The 22,301-nt window shown below is 58.4% G+C and carries 22 protein-coding genes; 16 read left to right on the top strand and 6 right to left on the bottom strand.

Going from position 1 to position 22,301, the window contains the following annotated elements:
- The first annotated feature begins 105 nt into the window (after positions 1-105).
- The 5 genes from F8N12_RS12900 (at position 106) to F8N12_RS12880 (ending at position 5,541) form a co-directional block, all read left to right on the top strand.
- Entirely contained in the window at positions 106-1,014 is a 909-nt protein-coding gene (locus F8N12_RS12900) for a carbohydrate ABC transporter permease (RefSeq protein WP_150580761.1), read from the top strand.
- On the top strand, positions 1,007-1,852 hold the full coding sequence (locus F8N12_RS12895) for a carbohydrate ABC transporter permease (RefSeq protein WP_150580760.1): 846 nt from the start codon (positions 1,007-1,009) through the stop codon (positions 1,850-1,852). The genes F8N12_RS12900 and F8N12_RS12895 overlap by 8 nt, the downstream gene beginning before the upstream one ends.
- 2 nt (positions 1,853-1,854) lie before the next feature.
- Positions 1,855-3,015 carry an ABC transporter ATP-binding protein gene (locus tag F8N12_RS12890; protein ID WP_150580759.1) on the top strand — a complete coding sequence of 387 codons (1,161 nt, stop codon included), beginning with the start codon at positions 1,855-1,857 and terminating at the stop codon, positions 3,013-3,015.
- A 219-nt stretch (positions 3,016-3,234) separates the two neighbouring features.
- A complete protein-coding gene (locus F8N12_RS12885) occupies positions 3,235-4,581 on the top strand; it encodes a carbohydrate porin (RefSeq protein ID WP_150580758.1) in 1,347 nt (448 codons plus the stop codon).
- Between the two features lie 105 nt (positions 4,582-4,686).
- Positions 4,687-5,541, top strand: coding sequence for a D-hexose-6-phosphate mutarotase (locus F8N12_RS12880; RefSeq protein WP_150580757.1), 855 nt, complete (start codon positions 4,687-4,689; stop codon positions 5,539-5,541).
- A 147-nt stretch (positions 5,542-5,688) separates the two neighbouring features.
- Here F8N12_RS12880 and F8N12_RS12875 read toward each other — a convergent pair whose 3' ends face one another.
- Positions 5,689-6,549: a MurR/RpiR family transcriptional regulator gene (locus F8N12_RS12875; protein ID WP_175649041.1), complete on the bottom strand. Its 861-nt coding sequence runs from the start codon at positions 6,547-6,549 to the stop codon at positions 5,689-5,691.
- A gap of 225 nt (positions 6,550-6,774) precedes the next feature.
- On the opposite strand from F8N12_RS12875, the gene zwf reads away from it, so the two are divergent.
- From zwf to F8N12_RS12860, 3 genes are read left to right on the top strand one after another with little or no spacing between them, the layout of a single operon-like run.
- Positions 6,775-8,244, top strand: a complete 1,470-nt coding sequence (gene zwf, locus F8N12_RS12870; protein ID WP_150580756.1) for a glucose-6-phosphate dehydrogenase — start codon at positions 6,775-6,777, stop codon at positions 8,242-8,244.
- A complete protein-coding gene (gene pgl, locus F8N12_RS12865; protein ID WP_150580755.1) occupies positions 8,231-8,944 on the top strand; it encodes a 6-phosphogluconolactonase in 714 nt (237 codons plus the stop codon). Before zwf ends, pgl begins: the two co-directional genes overlap by 14 nt.
- 17 nt (positions 8,945-8,961) lie before the next feature.
- The gene (locus F8N12_RS12860) at positions 8,962-9,627 is read left to right on the top strand and encodes a bifunctional 4-hydroxy-2-oxoglutarate aldolase/2-dehydro-3-deoxy-phosphogluconate aldolase (protein WP_150580754.1); all 666 of its coding nucleotides are present in this window, start codon (positions 8,962-8,964) and stop codon (positions 9,625-9,627) included.
- Between the two features lie 244 nt (positions 9,628-9,871).
- On the opposite strand, the gene F8N12_RS12855 is transcribed toward F8N12_RS12860, so the two are convergent.
- Both F8N12_RS12855 and F8N12_RS12850 read right to left on the bottom strand, forming a co-directional pair.
- Positions 9,872-11,053: an aminotransferase class V-fold PLP-dependent enzyme gene (locus tag F8N12_RS12855; RefSeq protein ID WP_150580753.1), complete on the bottom strand. Its 1,182-nt coding sequence runs from the start codon at positions 11,051-11,053 to the stop codon at positions 9,872-9,874.
- Between the two features lie 20 nt (positions 11,054-11,073).
- Positions 11,074-11,310: a DUF3820 family protein gene (locus tag F8N12_RS12850; protein WP_007949456.1), complete on the bottom strand. Its 237-nt coding sequence runs from the start codon at positions 11,308-11,310 to the stop codon at positions 11,074-11,076.
- A 203-nt stretch (positions 11,311-11,513) separates the two neighbouring features.
- Between F8N12_RS12850 and F8N12_RS12845 the strand changes: the two genes are divergently transcribed.
- From F8N12_RS12845 to F8N12_RS12830, 4 genes are all read left to right on the top strand, one after another.
- Entirely contained in the window at positions 11,514-11,981 is a 468-nt protein-coding gene (locus tag F8N12_RS12845; RefSeq protein WP_150580752.1) for a ferritin-like domain-containing protein, read from the top strand.
- A gap of 156 nt (positions 11,982-12,137) precedes the next feature.
- A complete protein-coding gene (locus F8N12_RS12840) occupies positions 12,138-14,126 on the top strand; it encodes an FUSC family protein (protein WP_150580751.1) in 1,989 nt (662 codons plus the stop codon).
- Positions 14,113-14,319, top strand: a complete 207-nt coding sequence (locus F8N12_RS12835; RefSeq protein ID WP_150580750.1) for a DUF1656 domain-containing protein — start codon at positions 14,113-14,115, stop codon at positions 14,317-14,319. The genes F8N12_RS12840 and F8N12_RS12835 overlap by 14 nt, the downstream gene beginning before the upstream one ends.
- A 10-nt stretch (positions 14,320-14,329) precedes the next feature.
- Positions 14,330-15,193 (top strand): HlyD family secretion protein, encoded by an 864-nt coding sequence (locus F8N12_RS12830; RefSeq protein WP_150580749.1) that lies wholly within the window; start codon positions 14,330-14,332, stop codon positions 15,191-15,193.
- 201 nt (positions 15,194-15,394) lie between these two features.
- Here the strand turns inward: F8N12_RS12830 and F8N12_RS12825 are convergent, their stop codons facing one another.
- Both F8N12_RS12825 and F8N12_RS12820 read right to left on the bottom strand, forming a co-directional pair.
- Entirely contained in the window at positions 15,395-15,865 is a 471-nt protein-coding gene (locus tag F8N12_RS12825; protein ID WP_150580748.1) for a MaoC family dehydratase, read from the bottom strand.
- 42 nt (positions 15,866-15,907) lie between these two features.
- The gene (locus F8N12_RS12820; RefSeq protein WP_150580747.1) at positions 15,908-16,852 is read right to left on the bottom strand and encodes an alpha/beta hydrolase; all 945 of its coding nucleotides are present in this window, start codon (positions 16,850-16,852) and stop codon (positions 15,908-15,910) included.
- A gap of 223 nt (positions 16,853-17,075) precedes the next feature.
- Here F8N12_RS12820 and fadD2 point away from each other — a divergent pair, with 223 nt between their 5' ends.
- Entirely contained in the window at positions 17,076-18,764 is a 1,689-nt protein-coding gene (gene fadD2, locus F8N12_RS12815; protein WP_150580746.1) for a long-chain-fatty-acid--CoA ligase FadD2, read from the top strand.
- Positions 18,765-19,120: 356 nt separating this feature from the next.
- Positions 19,121-20,818, top strand: coding sequence for a long-chain-fatty-acid--CoA ligase FadD1 (gene fadD1 / locus F8N12_RS12810; RefSeq protein WP_150580745.1), 1,698 nt, complete (start codon positions 19,121-19,123; stop codon positions 20,816-20,818).
- 289 nt (positions 20,819-21,107) lie between these two features.
- Here the strand turns inward: fadD1 and F8N12_RS12805 are convergent, their stop codons facing one another.
- A complete protein-coding gene (locus F8N12_RS12805; RefSeq protein WP_150580744.1) occupies positions 21,108-21,485 on the bottom strand; it encodes a hypothetical protein in 378 nt (125 codons plus the stop codon).
- Between the two features lie 200 nt (positions 21,486-21,685).
- On the opposite strand from F8N12_RS12805, the gene F8N12_RS12800 reads away from it, so the two are divergent.
- Together F8N12_RS12800 and F8N12_RS12795 are read left to right on the top strand one after the other, a co-directional pair.
- Positions 21,686-21,877 (top strand): CsbD family protein, encoded by a 192-nt coding sequence (locus F8N12_RS12800; protein WP_150580743.1) that lies wholly within the window; start codon positions 21,686-21,688, stop codon positions 21,875-21,877.
- A gap of 172 nt (positions 21,878-22,049) precedes the next feature.
- On the top strand, positions 22,050-22,301 hold a 252-nt coding region (locus F8N12_RS12795), incomplete at its 3' end, for a YhjD/YihY/BrkB family envelope integrity protein (protein WP_191623163.1).

Below are 22,301 nucleotides of genomic sequence, written 5' to 3'. Positions count from 1 at the left end.
CGAAGGGGTGTGTCAGTTGCTCCATCCGTCTACTGACACAGCGCTTTCGCGAGCAGGCTCGCTCTCACAAGGGAATGCCTTTGTAATCTTATTCTGGATTTCCCCATGAGTTCTGTTGCTGTGTTCAGCAAAGCCTCGCCGTTCGATGCATTGCAACGCTGGCTACCCAAACTGGTGCTGGCGCCGAGCATGTTCATTGTTCTGGTGGGCTTCTATGGCTACATCCTGTGGACGTTCGTTCTGTCGTTCACCAGCTCGACTTTTTTGCCGACCTACAAGTGGGCGGGGCTGGCGCAGTATCAGCGTCTGTTCGACAACGACCGCTGGTGGGTCGCGAGCAAGAACCTTGCGGTGTTCGGCGGCATGTTCATCGGCATCACTTTGGTGATCGGCGTGTTGCTGGCGGTGTTCCTCGACCAGCGCATTCGTCGCGAAGGCTTTATCCGCACCATTTACCTGTACCCGATGGCGCTCTCGATGATCGTCACCGGTACCGCGTGGAAATGGCTGCTCAACCCGGGCATGGGCCTGGACAAATTGTTGCGTGACTGGGGCTGGGAAGGCTTCCGTCTCGACTGGCTGATCGACCCGGATCGCGTGGTGTATTGCCTGGTGATCGCAGCTGTATGGCAAGCCTCGGGCTTCATCATGGCGATGTTTCTTGCCGGCCTGCGCGGGGTTGATCAATCGATCATCCGTGCCGCGCAAATCGATGGCGCGAGCATGCCGCGTATCTACTGGAAAGTCGTGCTGCCAAGCCTGCGTCCGGTGTTCTTCAGTGCCGTGATGATTCTGGCGCACATCGCGATCAAGAGCTTCGACCTGGTCGCGGCGATGACGGCCGGAGGCCCGGGCTATTCGTCCGACCTGCCAGCGATGTTCATGTATTCCTTCACCTTCAGTCGCGGCCAGATGGGCATGGGCTCGGCGAGTGCGATTCTGATGCTCGGTGCGATCCTCGCAATCATCGTGCCTTACCTGTACTCCGAGCTGAGGACCAAGCGTAATGACTAGTCTCGCTGCCAAATCCCCCATCAGCCTGAGTCGCGTCGCAATCTACGCGGTGCTGATTCTCGCGGTGTTCCTGTATCTGGTGCCGCTGGTGGTCATGCTGCTGACCAGCTTCAAGACTCCGGAAGACATCAGCACCGGCAACCTGCTGAGCTGGCCGACCGTGGTCAGCGGCATTGGCTGGGTGAAAGCCTGGGCCACGGTTGACGGCTATTTCTGGAACTCGATCAAGATCACCGTTCCTGCCGTCATCATCTCCACCGCCATCGGTGCGCTGAACGGCTACGTGCTGTCGATGTGGCGCTTCCGCGGTTCGCAACTGTTTTTCGGTCTGCTGTTGTTCGGCTGCTTCCTGCCATTCCAGACCGTGCTGCTGCCGGCTTCATTCACCCTGGGCAAAATGGGGCTGGCAAGCACCACGACCGGGTTGGTGTTCATCCATGTGGTCTACGGTCTGGCGTTCACCACCCTGTTTTTCCGCAACTACTACATCAGCATTCCGGATGCATTGGTGAAAGCCGCACGCCTTGATGGCGCCGGTTTCTTCACGATTTTCCGCCGGATCATCCTGCCGATGTCGACCCCGATCATCATGGTCTGCCTGATCTGGCAGTTCACCCAGATCTGGAACGACTTCCTGTTCGGTGTGGTGTTCTCCAGTGGTGATTCGCAACCGATCACGGTGGCGCTGAACAACTTGGTCAACACCAGTACCGGGGCCAAGGAATACAACGTTGATATGGCGGCGGCGATGATTGCCGGGCTGCCGACCCTGCTGGTCTATGTGGTCGCAGGCAAGTATTTCGTGCGCGGGCTGACGGCCGGCGCAGTCAAGGGGTAATCATGGCTACGCTCGAACTTCGCAATGTAAACAAGACCTATGGCCCCGGCCTGCCGGACACCCTCAAGGACATCGATCTGTCGATCAAGGACGGTGAGTTCCTGATTCTTGTCGGACCCTCGGGTTGCGGCAAGTCGACCCTGATGAACTGCATCGCAGGGCTGGAAAGCATTACTGGCGGCGCGATCATGATTGATGATCAGGACGTCAGCGGCATGAGCCCAAAAGATCGCGACATCGCCATGGTGTTCCAGTCGTACGCGCTGTACCCGACCATGAGCGTGCGCGAGAACATCGAGTTCGGCTTGAAGATTCGCAAGATGAGCCAGGCCGCGATCGACGAAGAAGTCAGCCGTGTGGCCAAGCTGCTGCAGATCGAGCACCTGCTGAACCGCAAGCCGGGGCAGCTCTCCGGGGGGCAGCAACAGCGCGTGGCGATGGGTCGCGCCCTGGCGCGGCGGCCGAAGATTTACCTGTTCGACGAACCGCTGTCCAACCTCGACGCCAAGCTGCGTGTCGAGATGCGTACCGAAATGAAACTGATGCACCAGCGTCTGAAAACCACCACGGTCTACGTCACGCACGACCAGATCGAAGCCATGACCCTGGGCGACAAAGTGGCGGTGATGAAGGACGGGATCATTCAGCAGTTCGGCACGCCGAAGGACATCTACAACAACCCAGCCAACCTGTTCGTGGCGAGCTTCATCGGTTCGCCGCCAATGAACTTCATTCCCCTGCGCCTGCAACGCAGGGAGGGTCGCCTGATGGCGCTGCTCGACAGCGGGCAGGCGCGTTGCGAATTGCCGCTGGGCATGCAGGACGCCGGGCTCGAAGATCGCGAAGTGATTCTCGGCATGCGTCCGGAGCAGATTGTGCTCGCGGCTGGCGAGCCGAATGGTTTGCCGACCATTCGCGCAGAAGTCCAGGTCACCGAACCGACCGGGCCCGATACGCTGGTGTTCGTCAATCTCAACGACACCAAAGTCTGCTGCCGTCTGGCGCCGGATGTCGCGCCGGCCGTGGGCGAGACCCTGACCTTGCAGTTCGACCCATCGAAAGTGCTGCTGTTCGATGCCAAGACCGGTGAGCGATTGGGCGTGGCGGGCCAGGCTCAACCTGAAATTCACGCTGCCAACGTGACCCAGTTCAAGGGCCGCTGAAAATCAAACAGGGTGGGCGGTCAATGTGGGAGCGAGCCTGCTCGCGAATACGGTCTGGCGTTAAGCAAAGCAGTGTTCTGATACCTCGCTTGCGCGAGCAGGCTCGCTCCCACAAAGGGAACCGACCAAAGAAATTCGTGGTGGATGGAAACACCGCCGCAACCGATGTGAACCGCGTTAGATAAAAACAGTTAATAACAATAAAACGAGGATGTAGGGATGAAGAAGAACAACAACGCCCAATTGATCTGCCAGTTGTCGGCGATTGCGGCAATGACACTGGCGGGCAGCGTGCACGCTGCAGAGGCGTTCAGTCCGGAATCGAAATGGATGACGGGCGATTGGGGTGGTGAGCGGACCAAACTGATTGATGCGGGTTATGACTTCCAGGTCGAGTACGTAGGCGAAGTCGGCTCTAACCTCAAGGGCGGTTACAACGACGACACCACCGCTCGTTACAGCGACCAGTTTGCCTTCGGTGCAAAGCTGGACCTGGAAAAAATCTTCGGCTGGAACGACGCCGAATTCAAACTGGCAATCACTGAGCGTAGTGGCCGCAACATTTCCAACGACCGCATCGGCGATCCGCGTGCCGGTACCTTCAGTTCCTCACAGGAAGTCTGGGGCCGTGGTCAGACCTGGCGTCTGACGCAATTGTGGGTCAAGCAAAAGTACTTCGACGGCGCACTTGACGTGAAGGCCGGTTACTTCGGTGAAGGTGAAGACTTCAACAGTTTCCCGTGCGATTTCCAGAACCTGGCGTTCTGCGGCTCGCAAGTGGGTAACTGGGTCGGTGGCATCTGGTACAACTGGCCAGTCAGCCAGGCCGCGATTCGCGTGAAGTACAACATCAACGACGAGCTCTACGCGCAGATTGGTGCCTACAACCAGAACCCGTCGCAGCTGGAAACCGGCAACGGCTTCAAGCTCAGCGGCAGCGGCACCAAAGGCACGATCATTCCGGTCGAGCTGGTCTGGTCGCCCAACGTTAACAGCCTGCCGGGCGAATACCGTGTCGGTTATTACAAAAGTACCGCGAAGGCCGATGACGTTCGTGAGGACGACAACGGCAATGATGCGGCCATCAGCGGCGACGCTTACCGCAGCCACAGCAGCAAATCCGGCTATTGGTTCGTTGCGCAACAGCAGCTGACCGATCACAACGGCGACAAGAGCCGTGGCCTGAGCATCGCTGCCAACGCCACCTTTCACGACAAGGACACAAACACGGTCGATAACTATCAGAACCTGATGTTGACCTACAAAGGTCCTTTCAATGCTCGTCCGAAAGACGACGTCGGCATCGGTATCGCGCGTATTCACGTCAACGAAGATGCGCAGAAAAACCGCAAGCTGATCAACGGCGTCAACGGTATCGACGATTACGACAACCCAAGCTTCCTGCCAATCCAGGACACCGAGTACAACGCTGAAATCAACTATGGTTTCCACGTCACCAACTGGCTGACCGTGCGTCCTAACCTGCAGTACGTAAAACATCCGGGCGGTGTTGATCAGGTGGACGACGCAATCGTCGCCGGCCTGAAAATTCAGTCGGTGTTCTAACGCTGTTGCGATAAGCTCCTCTCTATGTGCGCATTTGTGCGGACGGCCAAGGCTGTCCGCTTTTTTTTGGGCCGGCGCACCCGATGATTTTCAGGACAGTGGCACATGCATGAGCATCCGCTCCAACGCTTCTTCAAATCCTTGCGTGCACGTCCGGTGTTTGCGTGGGAGCGCTACCAACTGCGCGATGTGCTGGTGATTGATCATCCGCTGTGTCAGGCGGTGTTCAGTCGCCAGGGTGCGCAGTTGTTGCACTTCCAGCCTCGAGGCCATAAACCCTGGCTTTGGTGCGCGGCGAAATGGCCACATGTCGGTGCCATTCGCGGTGGCGTGCCGGTGTGTTGGCCCTGGTATGGCCGACATCCGAGCGAAAACGCCTGGCCGTCCCATGGCTGGGCGCGGCTGCTCGACTGGAAGCTGATAGACAGCAGCGAAGACGAGGAGGGCGTGCGTCTGCACTGGCAATTACAGCTCTGTGACTGGCAGGTGGATCTGCATGCGCACCTCGGCGAACGGATGGAATTGCGTCTGAGCACCGAACACCAGGACAGCCTGCCGTGTCAGTTGAGTCAGGCCTTGCACGCGTATTGGCGTATAGGTGATGTCGGTGAGGTAGCGCTGTCTGGACTGGATGGCGCGCAGGGTTACGACCACTTGAACCGGCAGGCGTGTCAGCAGGAAGGCGAGTTGCGGGTTGAGGGCGGATGTCAGCGAGTATTCCAGCACGACGGTGAACTGCAGCTCAAGGATCACGCGTGGCAACGGCAATTGTGTATCGATACCGGGGATGATGGCGACACGGTGGTCTGGCATCCGGGGACGCGGCCGTTGCTGGGGGTGAGCTGGAACGAGATTTCAGAGTTCGTCTGCGTGGAAGCGGCGAGCGGCGGGACGGACAGTTTGAGCCTGGCGCCTGGGCAGAAAGCGCATTTGAGCTTGCAGGCGCGGGTTGGTGTTTAGCTCAGGGTCAGCAGTTTTGTAGCGGGCGCCATCGCGAGCAGGCTCACTCCCACAAGGATTTGGGGTGGTCACACATGTCGCGACCAATGGAGATCCACTGTGGGAGCGAGCCTGCTCGCGATGAGGCCGGGTCAGGCAACGAAGGTGCTAATTAAACTCATCCCCCACCGGATACCGGCTGGCATTCAAACTTTCTTTGATCTTGCGCAAGTGCGGCTGGAAATCCACACCCCGGCGCAAGGTCATGCCGGTCGCCAGCACATCCAGCACCGTCAGCTGAATAATCCGCGAGGTCATCGGCATATAGATGTCGGTGTCTTCCGGCAGCGGAATGTTCAGGCTCAGCGTGCTGGCCTTGGCCAGCGGTGATCCCTCGGCGGTCAAGCCCAGCACCGAAGCGCCGTTCTCCCGGGCGATACGCGCCACTTCCACCAGTTCGCGGGTGCGCCCGGTGTAGGAAATGATCACGAATAATTCGCCGGTATGCGCAACGGACGCAATCATGCGCTGCATCAGCACGTCGGCATGGGCGGTGACCGCCAGGTTGAAGCGGAAGAATTTGTGCTGCGCATCCAGCGCCACCGGGGCCGAGGCGCCGAGGCCGAAAAAGTGAATCTGGCGCGCCTGGATCAACAGGTCGACGGCGCGGCTGATCAGGTTCGGATCCAGCGCCTGCAGGGCACTGTCCAGGGAAGCGATGGCGCTGCCGAAAATTTTCTTGGTGTACGCTTCCGGATTGTCATCGGCCTCGACCGCACGGCTGACATACGCCGCGCCACTGGCCAGACTTTGCGCCAGTTGCAACTTGAGCTCCGGGTAACCGCTGACACCGAATGAGCGGCAGAAACGGTTGACCGTCGGCTCGCTGACTTTCGACGCTTGGGCGAGGGCGGCGATGCTGAACCGGGTGGCCTGCTGCGGATTGAGCAGAATCACCTCGGCGACTTTGCGTTCTGCCTTGTTCAGGTCTTCAAGGCGATTCTGGATCTGTTCCAGGAGATTTCGCACGCGGTCCATAGTTGTTCCTTGATTCACCTACAAAAAAGACGCCCTGCTATGCAAATTGGGCCTTTGATGTGGCCCGTGGCGGTGGCCTATCCTACTGATGGCTCCGACCGACCACCACTCGGAATCTGCATTTTGGGTAAATGTTGTGGTTATTACTACATTTTCCCTTGAGTGATGCCTTGAAAAAAGGTATTTGTAGCTTAACTTGATAAAAGAACAAACATCATGCCTTCGATTACGGTTGAACCGTGCACTTTTGCCTTGTTCGGCGCGCTCGGCGATCTCGCTTTGCGCAAGCTGTTTCCTGCGCTTTACCAGCTTGATGGCGCGGGCCTGCTTCATGAGGATACGCGCGTCATTGCGCTGGCCCGTGAGCCTGGCAGCGAGCAGGAGCATCTGGCGTTCATCACCTCAGAGCTGCGCCGCTACGTCGGTGAAAAGGAGCTGGACGAAGCAATACTCGACCGTTTCCTCGGTCGCCTGAGCTATCTGCACGTGGACTTTCTCAAGGCAGATGATTACGTCGCGCTGGCCGAAACGGCTGGATCTGCCCAAAGGGTGATTGCCTACTTCGCGACCCCAGCGGCGGTCTACGGTGCGATCTGCGAAAACCTGTCGAAGGTCGGCCTGGCTGAAAACACCCGCGTGGTGCTGGAAAAACCGATCGGCTCGGATCTTGAATCCTCGCGCACGGTCAACGACGCCGTGGCGCAGTTCTTTCCGGAGAACCGCACTTACCGCATCGACCATTACCTGGGCAAAGAGACCGTCCAGAATCTCATTGCCCTGCGGTTTGCCAACAGCCTGTTTGAAACCCAGTGGAACCAGAATTACATTTCCCACGTGGAAATCACCGTGGCCGAGAAGGTCGGCATCGAAGGTCGCTGGGGCTATTTCGACAAGGCTGGCCAGCTGCGCGACATGATCCAGAATCACCTGCTGCAGCTGCTTTGCCTGATTGCCATGGACCCGCCGGCCGACCTCTCTGCCGACAGCATCCGTGACGAGAAAGTCAAAGTGCTCAAGGCATTGGCGCCGATCAGTCCGGAAGGCCTGACCACACAAGTCGTGCGCGGCCAGTACATCGCCGGTTACAGCGAAGGCAAACCGGTACCGGGCTATCTGGAAGAACCTAATTCCAACACCCAGAGCGACACCGAAACGTTCGTCGCCCTGCGTGCCGACATCCGCAACTGGCGTTGGGCCGGCGTGCCGTTCTACCTGCGCACCGGCAAGCGCATGCCGCAAAAGCTGTCGCAGATCGTCATCCACTTCAAGGAACCGTCGCATTACATCTTCGCTCCCGAGCAGCGCCTGCAGATCAGCAACAAACTGATCATCCGCCTGCAACCGGACGAAGGCATTTCCTTGCGCGTGATGACCAAAGAACAAGGCCTGGACAAAGGCATGCAGCTGCGCAGCGGTCCGTTGCAGCTGAATTTTTCCGACACCTGGCGTAGCGCGCGGATCCCCGATGCCTACGAGCGTTTGTTGCTGGAGGTCATGCGTGGCAACCAGAACCTGTTTGTCCGTAAAGATGAAATCGAAGCCGCGTGGAAGTGGTGTGACCAGTTGATCGCCGGATGGAAAAAGTCCGGCGATGCGCCCAAGCCGTACGCGGCCGGGTCCTGGGGACCAATGAGCTCCATTGCACTGATCACGCGAGACGGGAGGTCGTGGTATGGCGATATCTGAATTGAAACTGCCGCAGGGCGTCAGCGCTCATGCGTTCAAAAGCCCGGTGTTGCTGGCCGAAGGTCTGGCGCTGAATGTGGCCAAACAGCTGAGCGATGCGCTCGACGCCCAGGGCACCGCCACGCTGGTGGTTTCCGGTGGGCGCAGTCCGGTGGCGTTTTTTCAGCACTTGGCGAAACAAACCCTGGACTGGTCGAACGTGGTCATCAGCCTGGCCGATGAGCGCTGGGTGCCGGTTGAACATGCCGACAGCAATGCCGGCCTGATAAAGCGCTACCTGTTGCAAGGTCCGGCTGCCAAAGCGCAGTTTTTAAGCTTGTACAGCGCTACCGCTAATGTCGAGCAAGCTGCCGAACAGGCTGATCGCCTGCTTGGCGAACTGCCGCCGATCGACGTGCTGATTCTCGGCATGGGTGATGACGGTCACACCGCCTCACTGTTTCCCGACAGCCCGAACCTGGCAGACGCCTTGAAGGCTGATGGCAGCAGGCGTTGCTACCCGATGCTGGCGCCGACTGTGCCACACCAGCGCCTGAGCATGAGCCGCGCGCTACTGGCTTCGGCCAAACACAAGGTTCTGTCAATTTCCGGTCAGTCCAAACTGACCACCCTGAGCGCCGCTCTGGCCGATGGCGACGTCGCTGCCATGCCGATTCGCGCGTTTCTGCAACCTACGTTAGAGATTTACTGGTGCCCATGAGCCAAGGATCAGCCGCTATGAAAAACCTTTCCCCGACCGTTTCCATGGCGGATAAAGTCGCTTTGATCGACAGCCTCTGCGCCAAAGCGCGGATTCTGCCGGTGATCACCATCGCTCGCGAGCAAGACGTTCTGCCGCTGGCCGATGCCCTGGCGGCAGGTGGCCTGACTGCGCTGGAGGTGACGTTGCGTTCGCAGTACGGGCTCAAGGCGATTCAGATCCTGCGCGAGCAACGTCCGGAACTGATGACCGGTGCTGGCACCGTGCTTGACCGCAACATGCTCGCAGCAGCCGAGGCGGCCGGTTCACAGTTCATCGTCACGCCGGGCATCACCCGTGATTTGCTCGAAGCCAGCGTCGACAGTCCGATTCCGCTGTTGCCAGGCATCAGCAATGCGTCCGGCATCATGGAAGGCTACGGTCTGGGCTATCGCCGCTTCAAGCTGTTTCCGGCGGAAGTCAGCGGTGGCGTCGCGGCTATCAAGGCTCTGGGTGGCCCGTTCGGCGAAGTAAAATTCTGCCCGACCGGCGGCGTCAGCCCGGCCAATATCAAGAGCTACATGGCGCTGAAAAACGTCATGTGCGTGGGCGGAAGCTGGATGCTTGAACCGGAGTGGATCAAGAACGGCGACTGGGCCCGCATTCAGGAATGCACCGCCGAGGCGCTGGCGCTGCTGGACTGATTGCTTCAACCGACACTTCGTTGTGTGTTCTACGGCTTTAACGGTGCGCTTGGTCGGTGCACCGTTTTTTTTCGCCCGGCAAATAGTCGGCTGTGGGAGCGAATAGCCCACTGTGGGAGCAGAAATTCTGCAATACACAGTTATCACGATGACGGCTTCGTCGGGCAACCAGCCAGTGGCATTGGCACCTTTGCGGTGTCATCACGGATCATCCCCGAAGTTTCGACTAATACACGATTTGAATTCAGCGCAGCTCGTCCAGTGCCGTGCTCAGCTGGCGCATGTCGCTGGCGCGGGTGACAAGCCCTGGCGTAATGCGAATACACGGACCGCAGGCTGCACCGCTGCGCACGACGCTGAACAGGTTGTAGTCGGTGAGCAATCGCTCGACCATGATCTGCTGATCGGCATGCCGGGTAAAACGCATGGAGGTGATGCCGCAATACAGGCGCGGATCATCCGGGGTCAGGACTTCAATGCCTGGCAGTTCACGCACCGCGCTGACCCATAGATTACGCAGGTAGCTAAGTCTTGCGCCCTTGGCGGCTGCACCGCCCATGGCCCTGTGTTCTTCGAGCACCAACGGCAGGGTCAACAGCGCTGGAATGTTGGGGGTGCTGTGTGGAGTGCGGGCTCGAATGTCGCTGATCGGGTAATGCGTCTCGGCCATGTCCGGGTCGATGGCGGCGAGGCGCTCGCGGGCGATGTAAACAAATCCCAGGGTCAGTGGCGACCCGATCCATTTATGCAGGTTGAAACCGGCGAACGCTATGCCCAGCTCGTCGAGGTTGAATTCTATCTGGCCCAATGCGTGCGCGCCGTCGAGGATCACATCAATGCCGTGCTCCCTGGCTGCCGCGGCAATTGCCTGCACCGGCATGACCAGCCCGGTGCGATGCGTGACGTGGGTCAGCGCCATGAGTTTAAGGCGTGGATGACGCGCGAAGATGTCGCGGTAAGTTTTCAGCAGACCGTCGTATGTAGCGGGATGGGTGTGCTCGATTTCGATGATATTGGCACCACGGTTGCGCGCCAGCCAGCGCATGGCGCTCTTGACCGTGTCGTATTCCAGGTCGCAGATCAACACCTGATCGCCTGGCTCCAGCAGGTTGTAATTGCGGATCAGCGACTGCAGGCCGTCCGTGGCGTTGCGGGTGAGGGCCACGGTGTCGTCGGCCACATTGATCAGCTCGGCAACCGCCGCGCGAATCGTCAGGCCTTCATGCTGCTCGAAGCGTTGACGCACGTAGACCGAGTTGCTGCGATTGATGAACTCGATGTTGCGCTGATACTCCTCGACCACCGTACGCGACATGCGCCCGAAATAGCCGTTCTCCAGATTGACCGGGCCCGGTTCCAGGGCATAGCGGTCGGCGAATGTCTGCCAGAAGGCTTCATCACGGGCACGTAGGGTGTTGTCAGGCATGGAGGACTCGATCAGAGGGTTCAGTGGCGAGGGGCGGGTTTGCCATGTTTGGCGCGCAGCGGTTCCAGCAATTCCGATAATCCGTTGTGATCGATTTCCTGCATGAGGGCCAAAAGACCGCCCAGTTCACCGTGTGGAAATCCTTCGCGGGCGAACCAGTTGAGGTACTGGCCCGGCAGGTCGGCAATGATTCGGCCTTTGTATTTGCCGAAGGGCATTTCGCGGGTGATCAGTAATTCGAGCTTTTCCGGGTTCATCTGTCGGTCGCCTGATTTCATTCAGATTTGAAAATACAGGCATTCTGCATGCAGGCCAAATGACAGATCATGCAAAAAAAGCGGATACAGTTTATTGGACAAATATTAAGTATATGAAAACAAAGGATTTATTATCAAGTTCAAAACTGGCATGCAGGGTGCAATAGGTATTACATCTTTCATCAACCCGTGAGGAATTGAAAATGACTGACATCAATAAAGAATCCATCTCCGTACTGAACGACTTGATCGAAACCTGCAAAGATGGTCAGGAAGGCTTCAAAACCTGCGCCGAAGACATCAAGCATCCAGAACTCAAATCCCTGTTTGTGACCCGTTCGGCCGACTGCGCCACTGCCGCTGCGGAATTGCAGGCTGCTGTTCGTTCGATGGGTGGCGACCCGGAAACTTCTACCAGTGTCAGCGGTGATCTGCACCGTCGCTGGGTAGACGTGAAAGCCATGTTCACCGGCAAGGATGAAGAGGCTGTCCTGAACGAAGCAGAGCGCGGTGAAGACCATGCACTGAAGGCTTACAAAGAAGCCATCGAGAAAATCAACAAGCACAATCTTGTTGGTATTCGTGATCTGGTTGAACGCCAGTACCACGGTGTGCAACGTAACCACGACCAGGTGAAAGCCCTGCGTAATCAGGCTCGCGCTCGCTCGTAAGCGTTTGTAGCCTGTCAGAAACGCCAGCCAGTCTGGCGTTTTTTTGTGCCTGGAAATCAGTGCTGGACTGTATATAGTTAGCTAGCTAATAATTAGTCCGCCGTTATCCCCGCGCAATGCGTCTATCGTTAAACCGTGCCCCTTAGAGTTCTCCCCGTGCCCATCACTTTCCAGGCCTTATTTCTGCCTGACCGCCGTGCTTTGCAATTTGCAATCAAGACTCTGCTTGGCGGTGGGCTGGCGCTTTGGCTGGCAATGCGCTGGGGACTTGAACAACCGGCATGGGCGATGATGACGGCGTTTATCGTCGCTCAACCGTTGTCCGGAATGGTCGTGCAAAAAGGCTTGGCGCGGTTGTTGGGAACACTGGTCGGTACGATCATGTCGGTCATCTTCATGGGCCTGTTTGCGCAGGCGCCCTGGCTGTTTTTACTGGCCTTAGCCTTGTGGCTCGGCCTGTGTACGGCGAGCTCGACCTTACTGCGCAGTGCCTGGTCCTATTCCTTCGTGCTGGCCGGTTACACAGTGGCGATCATCGCCTTGCCCGCGATCAGTCATCCGTTGACCGTGTTCGATCAAGCCGTGGCGCGCTGCACCGAAATCTCACTTGGCATTATCTGCGCCACGGCCGCCAGTGCGCTGCTGTGGCCCATGCGTGTCGAACAGCAGCTGGCGGATCAGGCACGTGTCGCCTGGCAAAGCGGAATGAAAGCCGCACAGGCAACACTGGCTGGCGATGGCCAGGCGCGTAAAGGCCTGCTGGAAATCCTCGGCAGGATTGTCGCCGTGGATGCGCAGCGCGAGCATGCCTGGTTTGAAGGCAGTCTGGGTCGGCAGCGTGCCCGTTCGATCAGTGGCCTGAGTCAAAAGCTGTTGATGTTGCTGCGCATCGCGCGATCAGTACGCCGGCAGTGGAAGCAGTTGGAGCCGCAGGAAGCCGGGCAGTTGCAACGCTGGATGAACGAAGTCAGGGTGGCGCTGGATCACTCGGATCAGGCTGCGCTGCAACTGTTGCGGCCGCGCTTGCTCGACGCTTCCCACGATCCTCAAATCAGCTCGGCGCAAAGTTTCTGCCTGGCGCGTCTGGCCTTGTTGCTCGACAGCGCCATGGCGGCGCGCGCGGCATTGCAGGCGGTAGAAGAGGGCAGGGAAACGGTCGACCCGCCGCGCACCCTCGCGTCGCATCGCGACCTGTCCTTAGCCCTGATTTTCGGCGCGCGCAGTGCCTTGGCTTTTCTGGTGGTGTCATGCTTCTGGCTGGCCACCGCGTGGCCGGCCGCCTCGGGTGCGCTGCTGTTGACGTGCGTGGTCTGCAGCCTGTTTGCCAGTCGCGAAAACGGTGCGCAGATCGGCATGAGTTTCATGCGCGGAATTTTTTTGGCGATCCCTTCAGCCTTTTTGGTCGGACAGATTTTGCTGCCGCAATGGAGCAGCTTTGCCTTGCTCTGCCTCGGCATGGGCGTGCCGTTATTCTTCGGTGCGCTGGGCATGGCCAAGCCGCAGATTGGCGCCACGGCAACCTCTTTCTGTCTTCACTTCATCGTGCTGATATCGCCGCTCAACGCGATGAAATTTGATGTCGCCAATTTTTTCAACAGCGCTCAGGCGATTGTCATCGGAGTGGGCGCGGCGGTGCTGGCGTTCCGGCTATTGATGCTGCGCAATCCGGCATGGCACAGCCGCCGCCTGCTGGCCGCGACCCTGCACGATCTGGTGCGCCTGACCCGACGCAATCTGCGTGGTGCCGAAAGCTGGTTCGGCGGGCGTATGGCCGATCGCCTGTTGCAACTGGCGCGGCACTATCCCGAATTGCCGGAGCCGGCGCGCAGCCGCTGGGACGATGGCTTGCTGGGCCTGGACATCGGCGACGAGTTGCTGCATTTGCGCTTGAGTCTCGCCGTGGCGCAGGCGCCGGTCGGTGCGTCGCAGCGTCGGTACCTCGATGAGTTGGAAAAACTTCTGGAGCAAGGACCGGCCGGCAGTCGCGCCGACGGGTTGCAGCAACCCAGCGAGGAATTTCTGCAGACATTGGACGCATTGCCCGCCAGCGATGCCGTGAAACTCGCGCAAGGCGCAGTGTTGCAATTGCAGAGCAGCTGGCGCGCCTGGTGTCATCAGCAGGAGGTCAGCCATGGGCTTGCGTGAATGGTCAGTGGGCGGCGTCTTGCTCAGTCCCTTTCTGATCTATGTGGTGCTGGCGCTGCTGGTGACCGGAGGTTTGCGCATGCTGCTGCAAATGACACCGGTCGGGCGCTGGATCTGGCACGAAGCTTTATTCGATTGCGCCCTGTACGTCTGTGTATTGACCCTGATCACCATCGTCCTCGGACCATTATAAGGAGTTGAACATGCGTACATCCGTACGTGTCGCGGTCACACTGAGCCTGGTGGTTGTGGCGGTTTTTGCCGGTTTTCATCTCTGGCAGTACTACATGCTGACCCCATGGACTCGCGATGCGCGGATCCGTGCCGACGTGGTGGTGATTGCACCGGACGTGTCGGGCTGGGTACGTGAACTGAAAGCTTTCGACAATCAGCGCGTCAAGGCCGGTGATCTGCTGCTGGGCATCGATCGTGATCGTTTCGAAGCAGCGGTGGAGAAAGCTCAGGCGGTGGTGCAAACCCGCCAGCAGCAACTTAATCTGCGTGAACGCGAAGCCAGTCGCCGCGCCGCCCTCGGCCCGCAAGCGATCAGCGCCGAACTGCGCGAGAACGCGCAAATCAACGCCGGCATTGCCCGTGGCGAACTGCGCGAAGCTCAAGCCGAAGCCAAGGTCGCCGAACTCAACCTCGCCCGTAGTCAGGTGCACGCCCCACGTAGCGGGCACGTGACCAACTTGCGTCTGGCCCAAGGCAATTATGTCAATGCCGGGCAACCGGTGATGGCGCTGATCGATGATTCGACGTTCTACGTGCAGGCGTATTTCGAAGAGACCAAACTGCCGCGAGTCCGAGTGGGCGATGCGGTCAAGGTCTGGCTGATGAGTGTCGGCTCGCCGTTGCATGGGCATGTCGAGAGCATCAGTCGCGGCATCACCGACCGCAACACCACGCCGGACGGGCAGTTGCTGGCAGAGGTGGAACCGACCTTCAACTGGGTGCGGCTGGCGCAGCGGATTCCAGTGCGGATCAAGCTGGATGAAGTGCCAGAGGGGATCAATTTGAGTTCAGGGATGACGGCGAGCGTTCAGGTGCAGGAATCCACACAGTAATTCCAATGCACATGTTGGCGAGGGGGCTTTTCGGAATGCCGCACCACCCCGTTGGGGGCGAAGCACCCCCGGCGGATCTGGCACCGCCTTCAGCTTGACCCTCCGCGCTGACAGGTAGCGACTGCTTCGCAGCCGGGCGGGGTGGTGCGGGCAAGCCCCTCGCCACAGGTAAGCAGATCCTTGCCTCAAATCTGCGGTCAATTAACCAATACTGATCGCCGGCAGTGTCGGCAACGTCACGGTCTGCTGCTTGCGCGGGGCGAGAATTTCCGCTTCGCCGTCTACCACCAGTTCATCGCGCTGGTTGAACACGCGCGTGGCAATTCGCACCCGGAACTTCGGCATTTTTTCGAGGATTTCCAGGCGCACGGTCAAGGTGTCGCCAATCTTCACGGGCTTCTGAAAACTCATCTGCTGACCAATGTAGATCGTCCCTGGACCAGGCAACTCGCAGGCCACGGCCGCACTGATCAACGCGCCGCTGAACATGCCGTGGGCGATTCGCTCCTTGAACATGGTGGCGGCCGCAAATTCGGCGTCCAGGTGCACCGGGTTGTGGTCACCGGACATCGCGGCGAACAGCTGAATGTCGCGCTCCTCGACGGTCTTGCTGTAACTGGCGGTCTGACCGACTTCGAGCGCTTCGTAAGGGGTGTTGGTAACCTGGGTCATGTGTCTCAATTCCTGTGACGACTATAAAAATCCACAAAAAAACTATTCTGAACGTGCCGGGCGGCGGTGGCTCAGTGCTCCGGCGATCCAGGCCAACACATCGGCGGTGACTTGATCGCGGTTGATTTCGTTGAACAGCTCATGCCTCGCCTGCGGGTAAACAGACAGTTGCAGATTCTGGCTGCCGGCGGCGCGCAGTGCGTTGGCCAGATCTGTGAGACGCTTGCCTTCACTCACCGGATCACATTCACCGCCCATCACCAGCAACGGCAGGCCCGGATCGATCTGCGCGAGATTGGACGCTTTGCTGATTTGCTGCAAGCCGCCGAGCAAATCGATCCACAACTGATTGGTGCAGCGAAACCCGCAGAGCGGGTCGGCAGCGTACTGGTCGACTTCAGCCGGATCGCGGCTGAGCCAGTCGAACGGCGTGCGCACCGGTTTGAATTTCTGGTTGAACGAGCCAAACGACAACCGTTCGATCAGCGCACTGCGCCCGGTGCGACCCTGACGCAGGCGCTCCAAGCGGGCAATCTGCCGCGCCGCACGGTAAAGCGCTGGGGGCTGGAAGTTCGAGCCGCTGAGGATCGCGCCGTGCAGGCTGGCGCTGTGATGCAGCAGATACGCCTGGGCCAGGTAACTGCCCATGCTGTGACCCAGCAGCACGATCGGCACGCCGGGATGCTGCTGGCCGATATGCTGGTTGAGACTCGCCAGATCGCCGACCACTTTGCACCAACCGTCATCGTCGGCGAAATGGCCCAGCGTCGCGGTTTCGGCAGTTTTGCCATGTCCACGCAGGTCCGGCGCGTAGACGCCGTAGCCGTTCTCGCAACATTTTTCCGCCAGGCGTGCGTAGCGGCCACTGTGTTCCGCCATGCCATGAGCGACCAGAATCACTGCGTTCAACGGCGTCTCAGGCAGCCACTGGTTGACGAAGAGGCGGCTGCGGTCACTCGCGGTCAGCCAGAAAGTGTCATGGATCATGGCGATTCCTTTGCATGGGCTCGGTGCATTGTATAGCGCATCCCGCCGCTGCCGTCTGATCAGCCCACGCCACTGCACGAAGATTCACACGATCTATGACGGCTATTGGCATATTTGCCTGATTCGCCATAGCTGCTAACGTCCGGGAAGCTCCGCTTTTTGTTTGTTCGGCAACGATCGAAAAAAGCGGCCCGGATAGGTTCAGGTAAAGAGGACAAGAACAATGCAACCTGATTTCTGGAACGACAAACGCCCGGCCGGCGTGCCCCTGGATATCGAGCACGGGGCGTACAAGTCGGTCATTGAGGTATTCGAGCGTTCCTGCAAGAAATTTGCTGACCGCCCGGCCTTCAGCAACATGGGCGTCACCCTGACCTACGCCGAGCTGGAACGCCACAGCGCCGCGTTCGCCGGGTACCTGCAAGCCCACACCGACCTGGCACCGGGCGATCGCATCGCGGTGCAGATGCCCAACGTCCTGCAATACCCGATTGCCGTGTTTGGCGCGTTGCGCGCCGGGCTGATCGTGGTCAACACCAACCCGTTGTACACCGCGCGGGAAATGCGTCACCAATTCAAGGATTCCGGCGCACGGGCGCTGGTCTATCTGAATATGTTCGGGCAGAAGGTCCAGGAAGTGCTGGGCGACACCGATATTCAGTACCTGATCGAAGCGAAGATGGGCGACATGATGCCCGCCGCCAAGGGCTGGCTGGTTAATACCATGGTCAGCAAAGTGAAGAAAATGGTCCCGGATTATTCGTTGCCGCAGGCCATTTCTTTCAAAACCGCATTGCGCCAGGGTCGGGGACAGGGCATTAAGGCATTGAATGCCGGGCTCAATGACATCGCGGTGCTGCAATACACCGGCGGCACCACCGGCCTGGCTAAGGGCGCCATGCTCACTCATGGCAATCTGGTCGCCAACATGCAGCAGGCGAGGGCATGCCTGGGGCAGATCGGCGATGACGGTCAGCCACTGCTGCGCGAAGGGCAGGAAGTGATGATCGCGCCGCTGCCGCTGTACCACATCTACGCATTCACGGCGAACTGCATATGCATGATGGTAACCGGCAACCATAACGTGCTGATTACCAACCCAAGGGACATTGGCGGTTTCATCAAGGAACTGAAGAACTGGCGGTTTTCCTGTCTGCTGGGGCTCAACACGCTGTTCGTCGCATTGATGGAGCATCCGGATTTCAAGACCCTGGATTTCTCCAGCCTGAAAGTCACCAACTCGGGCGGCACTGCGCTGGTCAAGGCGACGGCCGAGCGCTGGGAGCAACTGACCGGCTGCCGGATCACCGAAGGTTACGGGTTGACCGAGACCTCACCGGTAGCCTGCACCAACCCGTACGGTGGCAAGTCGCGCCTCGGCACGGTCGGGCTGCCGGTGCCGGGCACCACCCTGAAAATCATCAACGATGAGGGCATCGAGCAGCCGCTGGGCGAACGCGGCGAGCTGTGCATCAAAGGCCCGCAGATCATGAAAGGTTATTGGCAAAAGCCGGATGCCACCGCTGAAGTGCTGGATGCCGAGGGCTGGTTCAAGTCGGGTGACATAGGAGTGATTGATCCAGACGGCTTCGTGCGCATCGTTGATCGCAAGAAAGACATGATCATTGTCTCGGGTTTCAATGTGTACCCGAACGAAATCGAAGACGTGGTGATGGCTCACCCGAAAGTCGCCAACTGCGCGGTGATCGGCGTGCCGGATGAGCGTTCGGGGGAAGCCGTCAAGCTGTTTGTCGTGGCCCGCGAGACGGGTGTCAGCCTTGAAGAGCTGAAGGCTTACTGCAAGGAAAACTTCACCGCGTACAAAGTGCCCAAGCACATAGTGTTGCGCGAGTCGTTGCCGATGACGCCGGTAGGCAAGATCCTGCGAAGGGAGTTACGCGATATTGCCTGATCGGTGAATGGCCGGGCTTCGCACGATCGCGAGCAGGCTCGCTCTTACAAGGACTATGGTGATCCTGTAGGAGCGAGCCTGCTCGCGATTTTTTTTTTGAATGCGCCAGGTTTTAAAGGGCTTTCACAACGCGATAGAATTTTTGCTCTAAATCTGACCATTGCACAGTCAAGAGTCACCAACGTGACTATAGAGCCCGCTTTGGCTCTAGGCGGGCTTTGGCAAAGCTGCTACTCTCGGCGCGCTTTGGGACCTCTCGGCCTGCTTCAACAGCCGGATGCACCCATAATCAAACACCAATAATAATCGCATCAAAATGCGGTATTCGAATTCGCGTCGCTGAGGAGTGGGCTTCCATGATCGAAGACTTTTGGAAGGATAAGTACCCTGCCGGGATTGCTGCCGACATCAATCCGGACGAGTATCCGAATATTCAGGCAGTGCTGAAGCAATCCTGCCAACGCTTCGCCGAAAAGCCGGCATTCAGCAACCTGGGCAAGACAATCACCTACGGCGAATTGTACGAATTGTCTGGTGCATTTGCCGCGTACCTGCAACAGCATACCGACTTGCAGCCAGGCGATCGAATCGCCGTGCAATTGCCCAATGTTCTGCAATACCCGGTCGCCGTGTTCGGGGCGATTCGCGCCGGGCTGATCGTGGTCAACACCAATCCGCTGTACACCGCGCGGGAAATGGAACACCAATTCAACGACTCCGGCGCGAAGGCTCTGGTGTGCCTGGCCAACATGGCTCATCTGGCCCAGGCCGTCGTGCCGAAAACCGGCGTCAAACACGTAATCGTCACCGAAGTGGCGGACTTGCTGCCGCCGCTCAAGCGTTTGTTGATCAACAGCGTCATCAAATACGTGAAGAAAATGGTTCCGGCGTATCACTTGCCGAAGGCGATCAAGTTCAACGATGTGTTGAGCAAGGGCCATGGCCAGCCAGTCACTGAAGCCAATCCGGCCAGCAGCGACGTGGCCGTTTTGCAATACACCGGAGGCACCACCGGCGTGGCCAAGGGCGCAATGTTGACCCATCGCAACCTTGTGGCGAACATGCTGCAGTGCAAGGCCTTGATGGGATCCAACCTCAACGAAGGCTGCGAGATCCTGATCACGCCGCTGCCGCTGTACCACATCTATGCGTTCACCTTTCATTGCATGGCGATGATGTTGATCGGCAACCACAACGTCCTGATCAGCAACCCGCGGGATCTGTCGGCGATGGTCAAAGAGTTGTCTAAGTGGAAATTCAGCGGCTTTGTCGGCCTCAATACTCTGTTTGTGGCCCTGTGCAATAACGAAGCATTTCGCAAGCTCGATTTCTCGGCGCTGAAAGTTACGCTGTCCGGCGGCATGGCCCTGCAAATGGCCGCTGCCGAGCGCTGGAAAGCAGTGACCGGTTGCGCCATCTGCGAGGGTTACGGCATGACCGAAACCAGCCCCGTGGCAACGGTCAATCCTATTCAGCATATTCAGATCGGCACCATCGGCATTCCAGTACCCTCGACGCTGTGCAAGGTCATTGACGATGCGGGCGTGGAGTTGCCTTTGGGCGAGATCGGCGAACTGTGCGTGAAAGGCCCGCAGGTCATGAAGGGCTACTGGCAGCGCCAGGAAGCCACTGATGAAATGCTCGATAGCGAAGGCTGGCTGAAAACCGGTGATATTGCGGTGATCCAGCCTGACGGTTACATGCGCATCGTCGATCGCAAGAAAGACATGATTCTGGTGTCGGGTTTCAACGTCTACCCGAACGAGCTGGAAGATGTGCTCGCGACCCTGCCAGGCGTGTTGCAATGCGCAGCAATCGGTGTGCCGGACGAGAAGTCGGGTGAGGCGATCAAGATTTTCATTGTGGCCAAACCGGGCGTCACCCTGACCAAAGAACAGGTGATGGAGCACATGCGCGCCAATGTCACCGGGTACAAAGTGCCTCGTTCGGTGGAGTTCCGCGATGCGCTGCCGACCACTAACGTCGGCAAGATTCTGCGCCGTGAGTTGCGCGATGAAGAGTTGAAGAAGATCAAGGCGAAGTCCGCCGCCTGAACCAACAAGCCCCGCAGATGCGGGGCTTTTTTGTGGAGAACGGTCTTATGGCAGGGGGATGTGGTGAGGGCGTTCCTGTGGTGAGGGGGCTTGCCCCCGTTGGGCTTCGCAGCAGCCCCATAACCAATAACCCTTAACCCACTTCCCCCAGGGATGTCGCGATCGCCATCTAACGACTGCTGCGCAGCCAAACGGGGCGGTGCGACGTTTCGCTAAACCCCCTCGCCACAAATAGTAGGCTAGCCACAGGCGGTATCCCTTACCGCAGGCCCGTCACACAGACAATGAATTACAACCGAAACTGCGCGAAATTGACGTTCGTCCCCGCCGGACGCATGTCTTGCAGATATGAATCCTTGTCTGCGCTCAGTTCCAGGCTCAGCGCAGCTTTGCGCTTACCCTCATTACGCACGACCAGACCTTCAAGCTTCTCGCGCAGGAACACCGTCGGCACCTTCAGGTGCAGCAGTTCGTCGGTATCCGGAGTATGCATCAGCAGGTGAATCCATTCGTACTGACCAATCGCCAGACGCGCTACCGGAAGGTCGAACCACCAAATATTGCGGTTGCGGTTCAATTCGGTGAAATGGCAGTTATTGACGCCAAGCACAGCACCGCCGAGCTCCTGGTTTCTGCGGGCAATGGCCTGCTTTTTATCGAGTTTCATAACATTCCTACAGTATTGGATCTTCAGCGCCAGAGGCCTGAATACATGGCGCATTCTCGGGGGTTGTCGCGCAAACATAAAGCCCCGACTGCGTTGGCCGATGAAAAGCGCTCGAAAAAAAAATGAAACTCCATGCAAGTCGGCCCGGTCAATCTTTGTGTAACCACTTACCTCGTTCAATTGTTCACAGGAGAAACACCATGAGCAGCACTGGCGATAAAGTAAAAGGCATGGCCAACGAAGCAGTCGGCAACGTCAAGCAAGGCGTCGGCAAGGCTACCGATAACGACAAAATGCGCGCCGAAGGTGTGGTCCAGGAAAAGAAAGGCGAAGCTCAGCAAGCGGTGGGCAACGCCAAAGACGCCGTCAAGAAAGGCGTCGACAAAGCGTAATTGTGGCTTTGTGCGCGACCGAAACGGCCATCTGCGGATGGCCGTTTTTGTGTCAGCCTGACGGGTATGAAACAAGCACAGTGTTTCAGAGTCGCCACTTAGGCTACTTTGATGTAAAAACGGCCCCTGAGTCGCCACGACTTCTACCGATTTGCGGCGAAAGGAGACGCTCATGATTTTCCCGGACATGAAAGGTATGCCCATCACCCGGGTGATGGTGCGCACCGTCAAAGAGTTTGTTAACGACGAGATGTCGACTTACGCGTCGGCGTTGGCGTATCAAATGCTGTTTTCCTTATTCCCCTTCATTTTGTTTCTGATCGCCCTGATCGGCTTCCTGCACCTGCCGGATTTCTTCTCGTGGTTGCGTCTGCAATCCGAGCTGGTGCTGCCGCCCCAGGCGCTGGAGCAGGTCAACCCGGTG

Source organism: Pseudomonas fluorescens (assembly GCF_902497625.1).
GTDB classification, from domain to species: domain Bacteria; phylum Pseudomonadota; class Gammaproteobacteria; order Pseudomonadales; family Pseudomonadaceae; genus Aquipseudomonas; species Aquipseudomonas fluorescens_BQ.
The sequence above is the reverse complement of the archived record's forward strand: the minus strand, read 5'-3'. Positions and strand labels throughout refer to the sequence as shown.